16 protein-coding genes are annotated in these 16,396 nt (G+C 71.7%); 6 read left to right on the top strand and 10 right to left on the bottom strand.

Annotated features, from left to right (window positions below; genetic code table 11):
• Window positions 1-60: 60 nt before the first annotated feature.
• From ACSURM_RS12755 to ACSURM_RS12745, 3 genes are all read right to left on the bottom strand, one after another.
• Window positions 61-822: a GntR family transcriptional regulator gene (locus ACSURM_RS12755; RefSeq protein ID WP_359040822.1), complete on the bottom strand. Its 762-nt coding sequence runs from the start codon at window positions 820-822 to the stop codon at window positions 61-63.
• A gap of 319 nt (window positions 823-1,141) precedes the next feature.
• Window positions 1,142-1,927 carry a glucosamine-6-phosphate deaminase gene (gene nagB / locus ACSURM_RS12750; protein WP_436955109.1) on the bottom strand — a complete coding sequence of 262 codons (786 nt, stop codon included), beginning with the start codon at window positions 1,925-1,927 and terminating at the stop codon, window positions 1,142-1,144.
• A 111-nt stretch (window positions 1,928-2,038) separates the two neighbouring features.
• Window positions 2,039-2,791, bottom strand: a complete 753-nt coding sequence (locus ACSURM_RS12745) for an SDR family oxidoreductase (protein WP_436955108.1) — start codon at window positions 2,789-2,791, stop codon at window positions 2,039-2,041.
• Window positions 2,792-2,884: 93 nt separating this feature from the next.
• Here ACSURM_RS12745 and ACSURM_RS12740 point away from each other — a divergent pair, with 93 nt between their 5' ends.
• Window positions 2,885-3,517, top strand: coding sequence for a TetR/AcrR family transcriptional regulator (locus ACSURM_RS12740; RefSeq protein WP_436955107.1), 633 nt, complete (start codon window positions 2,885-2,887; stop codon window positions 3,515-3,517).
• A gap of 324 nt (window positions 3,518-3,841) precedes the next feature.
• Window positions 3,842-5,317 (top strand): sensor histidine kinase, encoded by a 1,476-nt coding sequence (locus tag ACSURM_RS12735; protein ID WP_387822673.1) that lies wholly within the window; start codon window positions 3,842-3,844, stop codon window positions 5,315-5,317.
• Window positions 5,318-5,620: 303 nt separating this feature from the next.
• On the opposite strand, the gene ACSURM_RS12730 is transcribed toward ACSURM_RS12735, so the two are convergent.
• Both ACSURM_RS12730 and ACSURM_RS12725 read right to left on the bottom strand, forming a co-directional pair.
• Entirely contained in the window at window positions 5,621-5,878 is a 258-nt protein-coding gene (locus tag ACSURM_RS12730) for a WhiB family transcriptional regulator (RefSeq protein ID WP_003992873.1), read from the bottom strand.
• Between the two features lie 321 nt (window positions 5,879-6,199).
• The gene (locus tag ACSURM_RS12725) at window positions 6,200-7,168 is read right to left on the bottom strand and encodes a diacylglycerol/lipid kinase family protein (RefSeq protein WP_030609816.1); all 969 of its coding nucleotides are present in this window, start codon (window positions 7,166-7,168) and stop codon (window positions 6,200-6,202) included.
• A 144-nt stretch (window positions 7,169-7,312) separates the two neighbouring features.
• Between ACSURM_RS12725 and ACSURM_RS12720 the strand changes: the two genes are divergently transcribed.
• Window positions 7,313-7,765, top strand: coding sequence for a hypothetical protein (locus tag ACSURM_RS12720; RefSeq protein ID WP_436955106.1), 453 nt, complete (start codon window positions 7,313-7,315; stop codon window positions 7,763-7,765).
• 102 nt (window positions 7,766-7,867) lie between these two features.
• On the opposite strand, the gene ACSURM_RS12715 is transcribed toward ACSURM_RS12720, so the two are convergent.
• The 3 genes from ACSURM_RS12715 to ACSURM_RS12705 all read right to left on the bottom strand — a co-directional run bounded on the left by ACSURM_RS12715 (window position 7,868) and on the right by ACSURM_RS12705 (window position 9,988).
• On the bottom strand, window positions 7,868-8,980 hold the full coding sequence (locus tag ACSURM_RS12715; RefSeq protein ID WP_436955105.1) for an RNA polymerase sigma factor SigF: 1,113 nt from the start codon (window positions 8,978-8,980) through the stop codon (window positions 7,868-7,870).
• 17 nt (window positions 8,981-8,997) lie between these two features.
• Window positions 8,998-9,414, bottom strand: a complete 417-nt coding sequence (locus tag ACSURM_RS12710) for an anti-sigma regulatory factor (RefSeq protein ID WP_345059669.1) — start codon at window positions 9,412-9,414, stop codon at window positions 8,998-9,000.
• A 313-nt stretch (window positions 9,415-9,727) separates the two neighbouring features.
• Entirely contained in the window at window positions 9,728-9,988 is a 261-nt protein-coding gene (locus tag ACSURM_RS12705) for a UBP-type zinc finger domain-containing protein (protein ID WP_189999803.1), read from the bottom strand.
• Between the two features lie 61 nt (window positions 9,989-10,049).
• Here ACSURM_RS12705 and ACSURM_RS12700 point away from each other — a divergent pair, with 61 nt between their 5' ends.
• Window positions 10,050-11,633, top strand: a complete 1,584-nt coding sequence (locus ACSURM_RS12700) for a Na+/H+ antiporter (protein ID WP_436955104.1) — start codon at window positions 10,050-10,052, stop codon at window positions 11,631-11,633.
• Here the strand turns inward: ACSURM_RS12700 and ACSURM_RS12695 are convergent.
• Window positions 11,630-12,550 carry a 1-aminocyclopropane-1-carboxylate deaminase/D-cysteine desulfhydrase gene (locus ACSURM_RS12695; protein WP_436955103.1) on the bottom strand — a complete coding sequence of 307 codons (921 nt, stop codon included), beginning with the start codon at window positions 12,548-12,550 and terminating at the stop codon, window positions 11,630-11,632. The genes ACSURM_RS12700 and ACSURM_RS12695 overlap by 4 nt on opposite strands.
• A 126-nt stretch (window positions 12,551-12,676) precedes the next feature.
• The gene (locus tag ACSURM_RS12690) at window positions 12,677-13,270 is read right to left on the bottom strand and encodes an N-acetylmuramoyl-L-alanine amidase (RefSeq protein WP_436955102.1); all 594 of its coding nucleotides are present in this window, start codon (window positions 13,268-13,270) and stop codon (window positions 12,677-12,679) included.
• 295 nt (window positions 13,271-13,565) lie between these two features.
• Here ACSURM_RS12690 and ACSURM_RS12685 point away from each other — a divergent pair, with 295 nt between their 5' ends.
• Complete coding sequence (locus tag ACSURM_RS12685) at window positions 13,566-14,972, top strand: family 2B encapsulin nanocompartment shell protein (protein ID WP_436955101.1); 1,407 nt, start codon at window positions 13,566-13,568, stop codon at window positions 14,970-14,972.
• A gap of 112 nt (window positions 14,973-15,084) precedes the next feature.
• On the top strand, window positions 15,085-16,227 hold the full coding sequence (locus ACSURM_RS12680) for a family 2 encapsulin nanocompartment cargo protein polyprenyl transferase (protein ID WP_436955100.1): 1,143 nt from the start codon (window positions 15,085-15,087) through the stop codon (window positions 16,225-16,227).
• Window positions 16,228-16,396 lie beyond the last annotated feature (169 nt).

The following is a 16,396-nucleotide window of genomic DNA, read 5'->3' as shown; positions in this document are numbered from 1 at the left end:
AGCCCTCGTCCGCATATCGGTATAGCGATTCGGCGAACGCGTCCTGCCGTTATCCGGCCGTTACTCCACCGGGCGCTTCAGCCGGGCGACGAACTTGTAGCGGTCCCCGCGGTAGACCGAGCGCACCCACTCCACCGGCTTGCCCTCGCGGTCCAGGGAATGGCGGGAGAGCATCAGCATCGGCAGACCCACGTCGGTGCCGAGCAGACCGGCCTCGCGGGGCGTGGCCAGGGAGGTCTCGATGGTCTCCTCGGCCTCGGCGAGGTGCACGTCGTAGACCTCGGCGAGCGCGGTGTACAGCGAGGTGTACTTCACCAGGGAGCGCCGCAGGGCGGGGAAGCGCTTGGCCGACAGATGGGTGGTCTCGATCGCCATCGGCTCGCCGTTGGCCATGCGCAGCCGCTCGATGCGCAGCACCCGGCCGCCGGCGGTGATGTCGAGCAGCTCGGCGAGCCGGTCGTCGGCGGTGATGTACCCGATGTCCAGCAGCTGCGAGGTCGGCTCCAGGCCCTGGGCCCGCATGTCCTCGGTGTAGGAGGTGAGCTGCAGCGCCTGGGAGACCTTGGGCTTGGCCACGAAGGTGCCCTTGCCCTGGATGCGTTCGAGCCGGCCCTCCACGACCAGTTCCTGCAGGGCCTGGCGCACCGTGGTGCGGGACGTGTCGAACTCGGCGGCCAGCGTGCGCTCGGGCGGGACCGGCGTACCCGGTGCCTGCGTCTCCGTCATGTCGAGCAGGTGCTTCTTCAAGCGGTAGTACTTGGGCACGCGCGCGGTACGGGTGGTGCCTGTCTCGTTCTCCGCACTGCTGACGTCGGTGCTCATGCTCTGCCTTCCCGGCTCCGGATGCCGAAAGCGACCGACATCCCATCGGCCACGGCTCACATCGTGGCACGGGCTGCTCTGCCAGCACTCCACCCGCACGCTCCGTGATCCCCTCTGTATACCGCCGCACCCGCTGTTGGTCTAGTCCATCGGGCGGGTGAGCGGGGAGGACACGGGGGAGAGGGGCGGGGTCCGGCGGGCGGGAGACGACAGGGACCCGGCGGCCGGGCGGCCGCCCCCGCCGGCCCGTCGCCCGCCCCGCCTGCGCGGCGAGCCGTCGCCCCCTGCCGACGCTGAAGCCCGCCGACGGCGGGCCTTCCTAAAGACCCTGCCACTCCGGCTTGTTGGCGTAGGTGTGGCGGAAGTAGCCGGCCAGCTTCAGCTTGGACGCGGCGGCCTCGTCGACCACCACCGTGGCGTGGGGGTGCAGCTGGAGCGCGGAGGCGGGGCAGACCGCGGCCACCGGGCCCTCGACCGTCGCGGCGACCGCGTCCGCCTTGCCCTCACCCGTCGCCAGCAGCACCAGGTGCCGGGCCTCCAGGATCGTCCCGATGCCCTGGGTGATGACGTGGTGCGGGACCTGCTCGATGTCACCGTCGAAGAAACGGGCGTTGTCGATCCGGGTCTGCTCGGTCAGCGTCTTGATCCGGGTGCGCGAGGCGAGCGAGGAGCACGGCTCGTTGAACCCGATGTGCCCGTCGGTCCCGATGCCGAGCAGCTGGAGGTCCACCCCGCCGGCCTCGGTGAGTGCCCGGTCGTACGCCTCGCACGCCGCCTGGACGTCCCGCGCCGTGCCGTCCGGGCCCATGAACGCGTCCATCGCTATGCCCAGCGGCTCCAGCACCTCACGGCGCAGCACCGAGCGGTAGGACTCGGGGTGGTCCGCGGGCAGCCCCACATACTCGTCGAGCTGCGCGATCCGCGCCCGGGAGGCGTCCACGGCGCCGGAGCGCACCTTGGCGGTCAGCGCCTGGTAGATGGGCAGCGGGGTGGAACCGGTGGCCACGCCGAGCAGCGCGTCGGGCTTGCGTCGCAGCAGCTGGGCCATGGCCTCGGCGATGAGCTCGCCGCCCGCCGCGGCGTCCGGAACGATGACAACTTCCACGCTGGGCCTGCCGTTCTGAAGTGGGCTCTGTGCGTCTATGTGGTTTAGACCAATCTAACAGAGCCGACGTTCGAGGGCGTGGGAACGAAGCGGGGAAGAGCCGGGAAATTCTCAGCTGAGGGAACCTCCCGTCGCGTCCAGCCAGTGACCGGTCACCCACCGGCCGTCGTCCGAGGCCAGGAAGGCCACCACGTCGGCGACGTCGGCCGGCGTTCCCACCCGTCCCAGCGCCGAGAACGCGGCGGCCCGGGCCCGGCCGTCCTCCGTGCCGTCCAGGAGTTCCGCGGTGTTGTCGGTGTCGATGATGCCGGGCGCCACTGAGTTCACCGTGATCCCGCGGGGGCCGAGCAGCTTGGACAGGTCCCGGGTGAGGACGTCCAGCGCCGCCTTGGTCATGGAGTAGGCCAGGAGGTCGGGCATCACGGCGCTCCGCGCCAGCCCGGACGATATGTTCACCACCCGCCCGCCGTCGCGCAGCCGGTCCACGCCGAGCCGGGTCACGAAGAAGGGGGCCTTGGCGTTCACCGCGAACAGCCGGTCGTACTCCTCCTTCTCGATCTCCTCGAAGGGGCGCGCGGTGCCGATGCCCGCGTTGTTCACCAGGATGTCCACCCCGTCCGCGTGCCGGTCGAACTCCGCCCACAGCCGCTCGGCGTCCCCGGGCGTGCCCAGCTCCACCCCGACCGCGAACGCGGAGCCGCCCGCCGACTCGATCGCGGCCACCGTCTCCTTGGCCGCCTCCTCATGGGTGCCGTAGTGCACCGCCACCCGGGCGCCGTCACGCCCGAGCCGCTCGGCGATGCCCCGCCCGATGCCGCGGCTCGCACCCGTCACCAGTGCCGTCTTCCCTGTCAGCGCGCCCATGGCCGCCCCCTCTGATTTGTCTAACGGTCGCTATAGAAAGACCGTACACCACCCCGCCGACAATTTTCTAGGGGTCGCTATAAAATGGTGCGCATGGCCACCGGGCAGGACACACAGGCGAAGAGCGGCGGCGCGGGCCGGACGCGGGGCAGGCCGCGCTCCTTCGACCGCGCCACGGCACTGGAGAAGGCGCTCCTGGCCTTCTGGCAGCACGGGTACGAAGCCACCTCGGTCTCCGAGCTCACCCGCGTCATGGGCATCGGCGCCCCCAGTCTGTACGCCGCCTTCGGCGACAAGCGGTCCCTCTTCGACGAGGTCGTCCGCGTCTACAGCGGCACCCACGGCGCCTTCGGCGTGCGCGCCCTCGAAGAGGAACCCACGGCCCGTGAGGGCATCGCCCGCATGCTCCGCGAGGCCGCCGCCGAGTACACCGACCCGTCCCATCCGCAGGGCTGCATGATCATCCACGCCGCCATCAACTGCACCAACCCGGAGGTGGAGGCGTTGCTGCGGGACCGGCGCAACGCCAACATCGCCGCCATCGAGTCCCGGATCCGGGCGGACGTCGCGGCCGGGCTGCTGCCGGCCGGCACCGACGCCGCGGCCCTCGCCCGGCACACCGGCGCCGTGATCCAGGGCATGTCCCAGCAGGCACGTGACGGCGCACGCCGGGAGGAACTGGAAGCACTCGCGGAAATTGCCATGGCCATCTGGCCCCACGACTGACCCGGGCGGGCTAGGCTGCGTGGCATCGCGGGCCGACGCCTGTCACGGCGCGGACGCTTCCGCACCATGGACACGCCGACGTGGTCTAGTCCAGAATCGAACAACAGCAAGCCTCCGTCTTCCCCGCACAGGAAGGCGGACCGAGGATCCGGTGCTCTCTGCCCTGACTGCCCGGTTCCTCGACCTTCGGCCGACCGGGACCGCACACCCCACGGCCGTTGATGCTCCGGGCTGCGGTGCCGGGAGGGTTGAGGGTCCCTTCCAGGCGCCGCGGCCCGCGGGTGTTTTTCCGGCCACCGTCAGGCCCCGGGTACGCTCGCACACGTGCCCTCCATGAACGAACTCGTACGCCAGCACACCGCCCTGGACGACTCCGACCTCGAGTGGCTCCACCTGCTGGTCTCGGAGTGGCAACTGCTCTCCGACCTCTCCTTCGCCGACCTGGTGCTCTGGGTGCCCACCCGGGACGGCACCCGGTACGTCTCGGTCGCCCAGATGCGGCCCAACACCGGCCCGACCTCCTACCAGGACGACATGGTCGGCCACCTGGTCCCGCGCGGCCGGCGGCCGATGCTGGACGTGGCGCTGGACGAGGGCCGGATCGTGCGTGAGGGCGACCCGGAGTGGCGCGAAGAGGTCCCCGTACGGGTCGAGTCCATCCCGGTACGGCGTGAGGGACGCGTCCTCGGCGTGATCGCCCGGAACACCAATCTGCTCACCGTGCGCACCCCGAGCCGTCTGGAGCTGACCTACCTCCAGAGCGCCTCCGACCTCGCGCAGATGATCGCCGCCGGTTCCTTCCCGTTCCCCGGCCAGCAGGTCGACATGGACGCCTCCCCGCGCGTCGGCGACGGCCTGATCCGGCTGGACGCGGACGGTGTCGTCCAGTACGCCTCCCCGAACGCCCTGTCTGCCTACCACCGGCTCGGCCTCGCCGCCGACCTGGTCGGTCACCACCTCGGGCAGACCACCGCCGAACTCGCCCCCACCCGGGGCCCGGTGGACGAGGCGCTGGCCAAGGTGGCCAGCGGCTGGGCGCCGCGCGAGTTCGAGATCGAGGCGCACGACGGTGTCATTCAGTTCCGGGCCATCCCGCTCAAGCCCAAGGGCACCCGCATCGGTTCGCTGGTGCTGCTCCGCGACGTGACCGAACTGCGTCGGCGGGAACGGGAGTTGATCACCAAGGACGCCACCATCCGGGAGATCCACCACCGGGTGAAGAACAACCTCCAGACGGTCGCGGCCCTGCTCCGGCTCCAGGCCCGGCGCATCGAGTCCGAGCGCGGCCGGGAGGCGCTGGAGGAGGCGGTCCGCCGGGTCGGCTCCATCGCGATCGTGCACGAGACGCTGTCGCAGAACCTGGACGAACGGGTCGAGTTCGACGACATCGCGGACCGGGTGCTGGCCATGGTCGCCGAGATCTCCCCGGGCAAGGTCACCGGCCGGCGCACCGGACGGTTCGGCATACTCGACGCCGAAGTGGCCACCCCGCTGTCCATGGTCCTCACCGAGGTCCTGCAGAACGCCCTGGAACACGGCTTTCGCGAGGGCGACACCGGCACGGTCGAGGTCTCCGCGGTGCGCGGCGGCACCACCAAGGAGGCCCGGCTGCTGGTCACCGTCCAGGACGACGGCGTCGGCCTGCCCGAGGGCTTCGACCCGCACCGCTCGGGCAACCTCGGTCTGCAGATCGTACGGACGCTGGTGGAGGGGGAACTGGGCGGATCCTTCGACATGGTGCCGGCGTCCGGGCGCGGGACCCGGGTGATCCTCGACATCCCGGTGCGGGCCCAGAAGTAGGCGCCTTTCTCGCGGAGGCGCCCTGGGGAGCGGCGACGGAGGTGGCGCCTCCCTCGCCCTTCAACCGACAACTCCCTTGTCCTTCAACGTGTTTACCGGAGAAGGTGCCGCCAAGGCGCTGCCGGTGACCCGTTCGAGCACAGCAAAAAGCCCCGGACCGCCATTGGTCCGAGGCTGATGCTCGTTGCTGCTCTGCTTTATCGCTAAGCGCTCCGGGGGAACTGCGCGCTGCGGCTCGGGGGCGGGAGATGCGTACGTGCTGTGCGCGCCGCCAAGCTCAGGCTGTCAGCAGGGGTGGGTATGTCAGGCGGAGGCCTGACGGGCCCGGTTGCGGGCGGCGCGGCGCTTCATGGCGCGGCGCTCGTCCTCGCTGAGACCACCCCAGACGCCGGAGTCCTGACCGGACTCGAGCGCCCACTGCAGACACTGCTCGATCACCGGGCAGCGACGGCAGACGGCCTTGGCTTCCTCGATCTGCAGCAGCGCAGGACCGGTGTTGCCGATGGGGAAGAAGAGCTCGGGGTCTTCCTCGCGGCAAACGGCGTTGTGACGCCAGTCCATGGCTGCTACCTCTCCTTGGTATTACGTGCAGGTTGCTTGTGAATGTGAACGCTTTCACGAATCCCTCAACAAGTGAAGGGCCGACCGCCGAGTTCACACCCGGCGTGGTCCTTGGTTTGAAGAGGGGTTCCGGTGATCAGTGGAGGCCGATGTTGCGGGCCGTCCCGATCGCCACGTAGAGACTCGCAAACCTCGGCGACGGATACAACCCCTTCCGGGAAGTTTTTTTTGATTCCTCGGTGTCGACTAGGTCACAGCCGTACTTCCATGGGGTGGATCCTGGCCTAAACGTTCGAGTGAAAGGACTTTTGCCCGTTCCGCTCACACAATCACACGCAGTGCACGGCGTACGCCTGTGAACGTCACGCTCGTACGCAGCCCGAGGTGGTCACCGTCCATCTGCAGAGGCAGCGGCACCTTCGAATGCAAGGTGAACTGATCCAGATCATGCAGGGAGACCGCGTGCTTGCCGTGCGGTCCGCGCTCGGGGGACGAAGTGAGCAACTGGGTGCCATACCGGGCAACCGCGGCCGTCGAGAGACGGCTGAGACCCAGCACGTCGATGCCGGTGTCGAACGACGCCTTGGGCGAGGTGTACATGGGGCGATTGCCGAGATACGTCCACGGCGACGTGTTCGAGACTATGGCGACGACGAGATCCTCGACGGGATCCGCGCCGGGCCGCTCCAGGGTGATCGTGCCGTTGCGGCGGTTCGGCTCGCCCAGGAACTGCCGGACCACCTGCCGGACGTAGAGCGCGTGGGTCGACTTCTTCCCGCGCTCGCGCTGCTGCTCGACCCGCCCCACCACGCCCGCGTCGAAGCCGAGCCCGGCGTTGAAGGTGAACCAGCGGGCCGGCACCGCCTCGTCCTCGGTGCCCGGCGGGCCCGACGTCAGCCCGAGGCCGACGATCCGCTCGGTACCGTCGCGCAGCGCGTCCAGCAGCGCGCCGGTGGCCTCGACGGGATCGTTGGGCAGGCCCAGCGCCCGGGCGAAGACGTTCGTGGAGCCGCCGGGGACGACGGCCAGGCCGGGGAGGTGCTCCGGGTCCGGTCCGGCGTGCAGGAGGCCGTTGACGACCTCGTTGACCGTGCCGTCGCCGCCGAGCGCCACCACCAGGTCGATGTCGTCGCTCTCCGCCGCCTGCCGGCCGAGGTCGCGGGCGTGGCCGCGGTACTCGGTGGTGACCGCCTCCAGCTTCATCTCGCTCGCCAGCGCGTGGATGAGCACATCACGTCTGCGTGCGCTTGTGGTGGTAGCCGCCGGATTGACCACGAGAAGTGCACGCATGCATGGCAGCGTACCTACTGGGGGGTATCGGGCCCAGCCCGAGGTAGGGATCCGGTAAGAGGCGGGGCGTGAGCCTGAACACGCTCCGCCGGGCGGGCCCCGGGTACCCGGCCGCGACCGGGGCGCGACGGCTACCCTTCAGGGGTGAGCAGTCAGCAGAACCCCGCCTCCGAGACCGCCGGGACAGCCGCGACCGAGGGACCCCGTCCGCGCCGGCTGACGTACGCGGCGGTGCTGGCCGCACTGGAGGGCGCCGCGCTTGCGGCCGGCGGCCTGTGGGTGCTCGTCCGCGGGGTCACCGGTGAACCGGACGACCGGCAGCAGGCCGTGACCCTCGGCATCACACTGATCGTGCTCGCGCTGCTGCCGCTGCTCGCCGCGCGCGGGCTGCTGCTGCGGCGCGGCTGGAGCCGGGGCCCTGCGGTGATCACCCAGCTCATGGCGCTCCCGGTCGCCTACAGCCTGCTCCAGGCCGACAGCATGGCCATCCCGGCCGGTATCGCCCTCGCCGCGATCGCCATCGCCGCCCTCGTCCTCCTCGTCAACGGCGAGACGACCCGGGCCCTCGGCATCAAGGGACCCGGCCGGGCGGAGTAGGGCCCGCCGGGCGGAACGCACGGGGGTGGAGCGCCGGGCCGGTCACCGACCCGGGCCACACCGGGGCCCGGCACTCACGGGGCCGGCCCGGGCGGCCGCGCGTCACTCCTCCACGAGGAGCTTCTCCCGCAGCTGGGCCAGGGTGCGGGCCAGCAGCCGGGAGACGTGCATCTGGGAGATGCCGACCTCCTGCGCGATCTGCGACTGGGTCATGTTCCCGAAGAAGCGCAGCAGCAGGATCCGCTTCTCGCGCGGCGGCAGGTCCTCCAGCAGCGGCTTGAGGGACTCGCGGTACTCCACTCCCTCCAGCGCCTCGTCCTCGGCGCCCAGGGTGTCGGCGACCGCCGGCGACTCGTCGTCCGTGTCGGGGACGTCCAGGGACAGCGTGGAGTACGCGTTCGCCGACTCCAGGCCCTCCAGGACCTCCTCCTCCGAGATGGCCAGCTTCTCGGCCAGCTCGTGGACCGTCGGCGACCGGCCGTGCAGCTGGGACAGCTCGGCCGTCGCGGTGGTCAGCGAGAGCCGCAGTTCCTGGAGCCGGCGCGGCACCCGGACCGCCCAGCCCTTGTCGCGGAAGTGCCGCTTGATCTCGCCCACGACCGTCGGGGTGGCGTACGTGGAGAACTCCACCCCGCGCTCGGGGTCGAACCGGTCGACGGACTTGATCAGACCGATCGTGGCGACCTGGGTGAGGTCGTCCAGCGGCTCGCCCCGGTTGCGGAACCGGCGCGCCAGGTGCTCCACGAGCGGCAGGTGCATGCGGACGAGCTGGTTGCGCAGTTCCGCGTACTGCGGGCTGCCGTCGGGCAGCGAGCGCAGCTCGACGAACATCGCCCGCGCCCCACTGCGGTCCTGGACGTCGTGCTGTACGGCCTGCGCGGTCTCCGTGTCCGGCGCGTCGTCCTCGGGGTTTCGCTCGTGCTCGCTCATCGTCCCGCCCGTAGCCCTTCCCCGAGCCCTGGCCCCCGCGCGGACGGCGGACGCGGCGCCGTCGCCCGCCGTCGGCGGCGTGCCCCGTCCGGCGCCGTCGCCGTCGGCCCGCGCGGAGCCGTCCTCCGGGTGCGGCCTGGCCTGCTCGGGGATGCCGTCGATGCCGTCCGCCATGCGCCGGGAACCGTCCCGGGTCTCCGCCCCGGAGGTCTCGGCGTCACCCGACCAGGAGGCACCCCCGTCCCCGGTCGGCAGCTCCCGTGTGCCGCGCTCTTCGTCCCGCACCGGCCCGTCCCCGTTCCTCAGGCCGGCCCTGGGCCGACACCACGCTGTTTGTAGAGGCTGATCGAGACCGTCTTGTCCTCGTCCACGGCGGACGAGACCTTGCCCGCGAGGGCCGACAGCACGGTCCAGGCGAAGGTGTCCCGCGAGGGGGCGTGGCCGTCCGTCGTCGGCGCGGACACCGTGACCTCCAGCGAGTCGTCGACAAGACGGAAGACACAGCTGAGCACCGAGCCGGGCACGGCTTGCTGGAGGAGGATCGCGCAGGCCTCGTCCACGGCGATGCGCAGATCCTCGATTTCGTCCAGGGTGAAGTCCAAGCGGGCCGCCAGACCGGCCGTGGCCGTCCGCAGCACCGACAGGTAGGCACCCGCGGCCGGCAGCCGGACTTCCACGAAGTCCTGGTTCGCCACGGGCTCGCCTGCGATCTGGGACACCCTCACCTCCATGGTGGTACAAGCTTTACGGGGCCGAGGGTCGCCCCCCCGGGGTAACGCGTACATGGTTCAAGCGGTGACGCTATCGCGCTCCGAACGTTCCTGTCCCCGGGACCCCAACCCCCTGGCGTCACTCACAGTAAAGCTCCGGATACGCTCCGTGTCTAGGGGGTGGGCGGGCCCAAATGGGAAGAGCGCGCGCCGGATTGACGTACCCAGACGTCAGACGCTCGAACCGTCGTGCGGAAGCCGCCACAAGCAGTGTCACACGAGAACGTGGTCGGACGAGCGGTTCCGTTCGCACGAACGCGGGTCAGACGAGCACGTGGTCGACGAAGCACCACCGCCAGTCCTCGCCGGGCTCGAAGGTCCGCATCACCGGGTGCCCCGTCCGCGCGTAATGCTCCGTCGCGTGCCGCCCCGGCGAGGAGTCGCAGCAGCCGACGTGACCGCAGCTGAGGCAGAGCCGGAGCTGCACCGGGTGCGTGCCGTCCCGCAGGCACTCCGGGCAGGTCGCGGCGAGCGGCGCCGGTTCCGGGTGCGGCAGCGCTTCGGCGTGCGTGCACTGTTTCATGATTGCCAGATTACGACGGGTGTGCGGACGACCGCGCGGAACAAGAGGGTGGGCGAGGACCTTGGACGTGATGCCCCTGCTGTTGCTGGTGGCGGGCAGTGCGGCGGTGGCCGCGGCGGCCCGGCGCACGCCCGTGCCGGCCCCGCTGCTGCTGGTCGCCGTGGGCCTGGCGGTCTCGTACCTCCCCGGTGTGCCGTCGTACACCCTCGACCCGCACGTGGTCCTGCCGCTGCTGCTGCCCCCGCTGCTGTACACCTCGGCGAGCGACAGCTCCTACCTGGACCTGCGCGCGCAACTGCGGCCGGTGGCGCTGCTCTCGGTCGGGTACGTCCTCTTCGCGACCGTCGTCGTCGGCTGGGCCGCCTATGCGATCGTCCCCGGGCTGCCGCTGCCCGCCGCGCTGGTGCTGGGCGCGGTGGTGGCCCCGCCGGACGCGGTGGCCGCCGCGGCCGTCGCGCGCCGGGTCGGCCTGCCCTCCCGGATCACCACCATCCTCCAGGGCGAGTCCCTGGTGAACGACGCCACCGCGATCACCGCGTACAAGGTGGCGCTCGGCGCCGCCGTCGGCGCGGGCGCCACCTGGGCCGGCGGCATCGGCGAGTTCGCGCTCGCCGCGGTCGGCGGGGTCGGGATCGGGCTGGTCCTCATGGCACCCCTGCACTGGCTGCGCACCCACCTGAACGAGCCGCTGCTGCAGAACACGCTCTCGCTGCTGATCCCGTTCGTCGCCTACGGGGTCGCCGAGCAGGCGCACGCCTCCGGGGTGCTCGCCGTCGTGGTCGTCGCCCTCTACCTCGGCCACCGCGCGTGGGAGGTCGACTTCGCCACCCGGCTCCAGGAGGAGGCGGTGTGGAAGATGGTCGCCTTCGTGCTGGAGTCCGCGGTGTTCGCCCTGATCGGGCTGCAGCTGCCGATCGTCCTCAAGCGGCTCGGGGAGTACCAGGGCCCCGCCGCGGTCTGGTACGCGGTCGCCGTCTTCCTGGTCGTCGTGGTGGCCCGGTTCGTCTGGGTCTACCCGGCCACCTTCCTGCCCCGGCTGCTGTCGAAGCGCGTCCGCGCGCGCGAGGAGAACCCCACCTGGCGGGGCGCGATGGTCACCTCGTGGGCCGGCATGCGCGGGGTCGTCTCCCTGGCCATCGCCTTCGCCATCCCGCCGACCATGGCCGACGGCCCGCGCAACCTGATCCTCTTCCTGACCTTCACCACCGTCATCGGCACGCTCGTCGTGCAGGGCGTGACGCTGCCGCCGCTGATCCGGCTGCTGCGCTTCCCCGGCCGCGACCGGCGGGCCGAGACCCTCGCCGAGGCCAACGCCCAGGCACAGGCCTCGCGGGCCGCCGAGGCCCGGCTCGACGACCTGCTCTCCGACGAGCGCAACGCCCTGCCGCCGCCGCTCGTCGACCGGCTGCGCACCGTCCTTGAGCGCCGCCGCAACGCCGTCTGGGAGCGGCTCGGCCAGGTCAACCCGGTCACCGGCGAGTCCGTGGACGACACCTACCGCCGGCTGTCCCGGGAGATGATCAGCGCCGAACGCGAGGTCTTCGTCAGGCTCCGCGACCACCGCCACATCGACGACGAGATGCTGCGCGCCCTGCTCAGACGCCTGGACCTGGAGGAGGCGGCGGCCTTCAGGGAGGCCGGTTAGCGCTCCGGAGCGGCGGTAGGGGGCTCCGGGAACGGCCGCCCGGTGACGACGGCGGCGATCGTGCTCCCGCGCGCGAACGCGCCCTCTTCCGCGAGGGTGACAAGTCCGTAGAGCAACTTGGCGACATAGAGACGTTCCACGGGCAGTCCGTGCCGCTGCTCGAAGTCGCGTGCGAACGCCTCCAGTTCGGGAGTCGTACGGGCGTACCCGCCGCAGTGGAAGCGGTCGTCCAGGGACCAGGCGCCGGTACGGGCGCCGAAGGCACGTTCCTGCAGGGCCTGTATGCCGGCTTCCAGGAAGCCGCCCTTCAGGACCGGTATGCCGAGCGCGCGCTCGTCCGCCGCGAGACCGGCGGCGAGTCCGGCGAGGGTGCCGCCGGTGCCGCAGGCGACCGCGGCGACCTCGGCGTGGCCGCGCAGTTCCGCGCCCAGGGCCCGGCAGCCGCGCACCGCCTCGGCGTTGCTGCCGCCCTCCGGGACGACGTACGCGCTCTCGGCGCCGGCCGCGCGCAGGATCCCGGCCAGGGTCTCCGGCTCGGTCTTGCGGCGGTACGTCGACCTGTCGACGAAGTGCAGCCGCATGCCGTCGGCCGCGCACCGGGCCAGGGACGGGTTGAGGGGGCGGTCGGCCAGCTCCTGGCCGCGCACCACGCCCGTGGTGGGCAGGCCCAGCAGCCGGCCGGCGGCGGCGGTGGCCCGCAGGTGGTTGGAGTAGGCCCCGCCGAAGGTGACCAGGGGCCGGCCGCCGGCCGCCGCGATGTTCGGCACCAGCTTGCGCCACTTGTTGCCGACGAGATGGGGGTGGACGAGGTCGTCCCGCTTGAGCAGCAGCCGGAGCCCGTGGCGCTCGAACCGAGGGTCCCGCGTCTCCTGGAGCGGCGAGGGAAGGCGTGGGGCGAGCGGTCCGGTGCTGGTCACGGCTCCATTGTCGCCCGGGGCGGGGCGTCCGGGCGCGGCTGCCGGCCGGGCCGTGACCGCGACCGGCCGGGGACGCGGGAACGCGTGACCGGCGACAGCGCGGACCGCGGCCGGCGCGCCACGGCACTACTCCTTCAGCCGCTCCCGCACCCGCTGCCTCAGGGAGCGCATCGAGACACCTCGCGGATCCACCTTTCCCGGCTGCCACTCCAGGTGGCCGATGACCGACCGCTCCGTCCAGCCGTGCCGGCGGCACAGGGCCGCGGCTGCCCGGACGACCGCCTCCAGCTGCTCGTCCGGCCACGGGTCCTTCCCGTCGCCGAGGTTCTCGCACTCGAAACCGTAGAAGTGCCGGTTGCCGTCGGTGTTCGCCTCGTTGTCCGGCGGCAGCCCCTTCTCGGCGATCACCGCCCGCAGTACCTCGTCGTCGCCGAACCCGGCGTGGTTGGCGCGGCCGTAGCCGACCAGGTGGACCCTGCCGTCCTTGGTGATCACGCCGTGGCACAACGGGCCCGGCAGGTCCGGGTGGCCGTCGCGGCACAGGTCCACCGTCCGCTCGCTGCCCCGGGTCACCGTGTGGTGGATCATCACCCCGTGGACCGGCCCCCAGGGGCCCTTGTGATTGCGGTGGTGATCCTGCCAGTCGCCGACCTCGACGACCGTGACGCCCTCGGCCCGGAGCGCGTCCAGGAATTCGCTCGCCGACATGGGTGGGGCCATGCCCGACTCCTTCGTGCCGTGCCCGTCCGGCCACGGAACCGGCCGGATGTCCTGCCTGCTTCTACCGAAACCGGACGTCCCGGAACACATCGTTCGTACGGTGTGCGAGCCGATCCGGACAGCGGACGGTGCCGTGCGGACCTGGACAAAAACCTTCCCTCTGCCCACTAATCCGATGATCCATTCCCGCTCTTTCGGGTAATGGCGCCGGCATACCCCGTGCTGGGAGGCTCGGACGCGAGACCGGTGCCCGGTGCACTGCGGGCGCCGGGCATACATGGGAGGGCGTTTCTTTATGTCGGTAGGCGAAGAGGTCCGTACCGATCAGGACAGGCCGCAGCAGTCCCTCGGGACCGCGGCGGCGCGTAACTTGGCCACCACCACCAAGTCCGTACCGCAGATGCAGGAGATCAGCTCCCGCTGGCTGCTGCGCACGCTTCCCTGGGTCGACGTCCAGGGTGGCACCTACCGGGTGAACCGACGGCTGACCTACGCCGTCGGCGACGGCCGCATCACCTTTGTGAAGACCGGTGACCAGGTGGAGGTCATCCCGAACGAACTGAGCGAACTGCCGGCCCTGCGGTCGTACGCGGACGAGGAGGTGCTGGGCGAGCTGGCCCGGCGCTGCCGTCAGCGCGAGGTCGCGCCCGGCGAGGTGATCGCCGACTTCGGCCACCGGACCGACGAGGTGTACCTGCTCGCCCACGGCCGGGTGGAGAAGATCGGCACGGGCCCCTACGGCGACGACGCTGTCCTCCAAGTCCTGGCCGACGGCGCCTACTTCGGCGACCAGGCGCTGCTCGACCCGGACGCGATCTGGGAGTACACCGTCCGCGCGCACACCGCGACCACCGTGCTGGTGCTCAGCCGCCAGGACTTCCAGCAGGTCGCCGAGCGCTCCGACACCCTGCGCGCCCACCTCGAACGGCTGCGCTCGATCCCCCGGCAGCGGACCAACAAGTACGGTGAGAAGGAGGTCGAGCTGGCGGCCGGCCACTCCGGCGAGCCCGACATCCCGCACACCTTCGTGGACTACGAGCCGCGGCCCCGCGAATACGAACTCAGCATCGCCCAGACCGTCCTGCGCATTCACTCGCGCGTGGCCGACCTCTACAACCAGCCGATGAACCAGACCGAGCAGCAGTTGCGGCTCACGGTCGAGGCGCTGAAGGAGCGTCAGGAGCACGAGCTGGTCAACAACCCGGAGTTCGGCCTGCTCAGCAACTGCGAGTACGACCAGCGGATCCAGCCGCACGACGGCGCGCCGAGCCCGGACGACATGGACGAGCTGCTCAGCCGCCGCCGGGGCACCAAGCTCTTCCTGGCCCACCCGCGCGCGATCGCCGCGTTCGGCCGCGAGCTGAACCAGCGGGGCCTGGTCCCGGAGACCATCGACATCGGCGGCAACCGCATCCCCACCTGGCGGGGGGTGCCGATCTACCCCTGCAACAAGATCCCGATCAGCGAAGCCCGTACGACCTCCATCATCGCCATGCGTACCGGCGAGTCCGAGCAGGGCGTCATCGGGCTGCGGCAGTCCGGCATCCCGGACGAGATCGAACCGAGCCTGTCCGTGAGGTTCATGGGCATCAACGAGCAGGCCATCATCAAATACCTGGTGACGGCCTACTACTCGGCCGCCGTGCTGGTGCCCGACGCGCTCGGTGTCCTGGAGAACGTCGAGATCGGCCGGTGGAGGTGACGTTTCCGCACGTAGTCGCCGTGTTCCCGGCCGTCGGGAGGGGTAGGCCCTCGGGGAACGCGTCCGGGCGGTCCGGTGGCACCGGCTCGCGCGGACCTGGCGAGGGGGAGGCATGGCCGAGTACATGACGGAGACCGACGAGCGTTCCCCCGCGGTGCCGCATTCCGGCACCGCGGGGGAGCCCCGGGAGACCACCGGGACCGCCACCGCCGCACTCGACGGGCAGGAAGCCCTGGCGCAGCTGGAGCGCACCCGGACCCTGGTCTACCCGGAGCTGCGCGCGGCCGTGGAGTCGCTGCCCGACGCCATGCGCCGGATCGGGCTCTACCACTTCGGCTGGCAGCACGCCGACGGCACACCGGCGGCGGGCAACGCGGGCAAGGCGATCCGGCCGGCGCTCGTACTGGCGGCGGCCGCGGCGCTCGGCGGTCCGATGGCCCGGGCGGCCGCGGTCCGCGCCGCGGCGGCGGTCGAACTGGTCCACAACTTCACGTTGTTGCACGACGACGTGATGGACCGGGACACCACCCGCCGGCATCGGCCGACCGCCTGGACCGTGTTCGGGGACACCGACGCGATCCTCGCCGGGGACGCCCTCCAGGCACTGGCCCTGCGGCTGCTCGTCGAGGATCCGCACCCCGCCTCCGTCCCGGCCGCGGCCCGGCTCGCGTCCTGCGTGGTGGAGCTGTGCGAGGGGCAGCACGCGGACACCGACCTGGAGCAGCGTGCCCCGGACGCGGTGACGCTGGACGAGGTGCTCGCCATGGCCGAGGCCAAGACCGGCGCGCTGCTGGGCTGCGCGTGCGCGCTCGGCGCGCTGTACGCGGGAGCCGGAGCGGAGGAGGTGGCCGCTCTGGACGGCTTCGGCCGCCAGGCCGGGCTCGCCTTCCAGCTGATCGACGATGTGATCGGCATATGGGGAGACCCGCGGCACACCGGCAAGCCGGCCGGCGCGGACCTCGCCGCCCGCAAGAAGTCCCTGCCGGTGGTGGCGGCGCTCACCTCCGGCACGCCGGGGGCGTCCGAGCTGGCCGCGCTGTACGGGAAGCCGTACCTCGCCGAGGAGGCGGAGGCCGGGGAGATCGCGCGTACGGCACTGGCGGTGGAGCGGGCCGGCGGCCGGGACTGGGCGCAGGCCGAGGCGGCCGACCGGATGGCCCGGGCCATGCAGGAACTGGCCCGCGCGGTCCCCGACCCGGAGGCGGCGGGCGGCCTGCTGGCGCTCGCCGAGTTCGTCACCCGGCGCAGCAACTGAGCGTCCCCGGCGGCCGAGGAGGACCCGGAGGCTCCGGGCCCGTGCGGCTCCTGACCCCGCACGGCCGGCGCAGACTCCGGCCAGGGGCCCCGCACACCCCCACAGCGTGCGGGGCCGCCGCTCTCCGCCCCTGCCCCGGGCGGCGGGATGCGACGAGGGGGCCGGGGCG

The sequence above is a fragment of the Streptomyces sp. SudanB182_2057 genome (assembly GCF_964272715.1).
In the GTDB taxonomy this organism is placed as follows: Bacteria; Actinomycetota; Actinomycetes; order Streptomycetales; family Streptomycetaceae; genus Streptomyces; species Streptomyces rubradiris.
The sequence above is the reverse complement of the archived record's forward strand: the minus strand, read 5'-3'. Positions and strand labels throughout refer to the sequence as shown.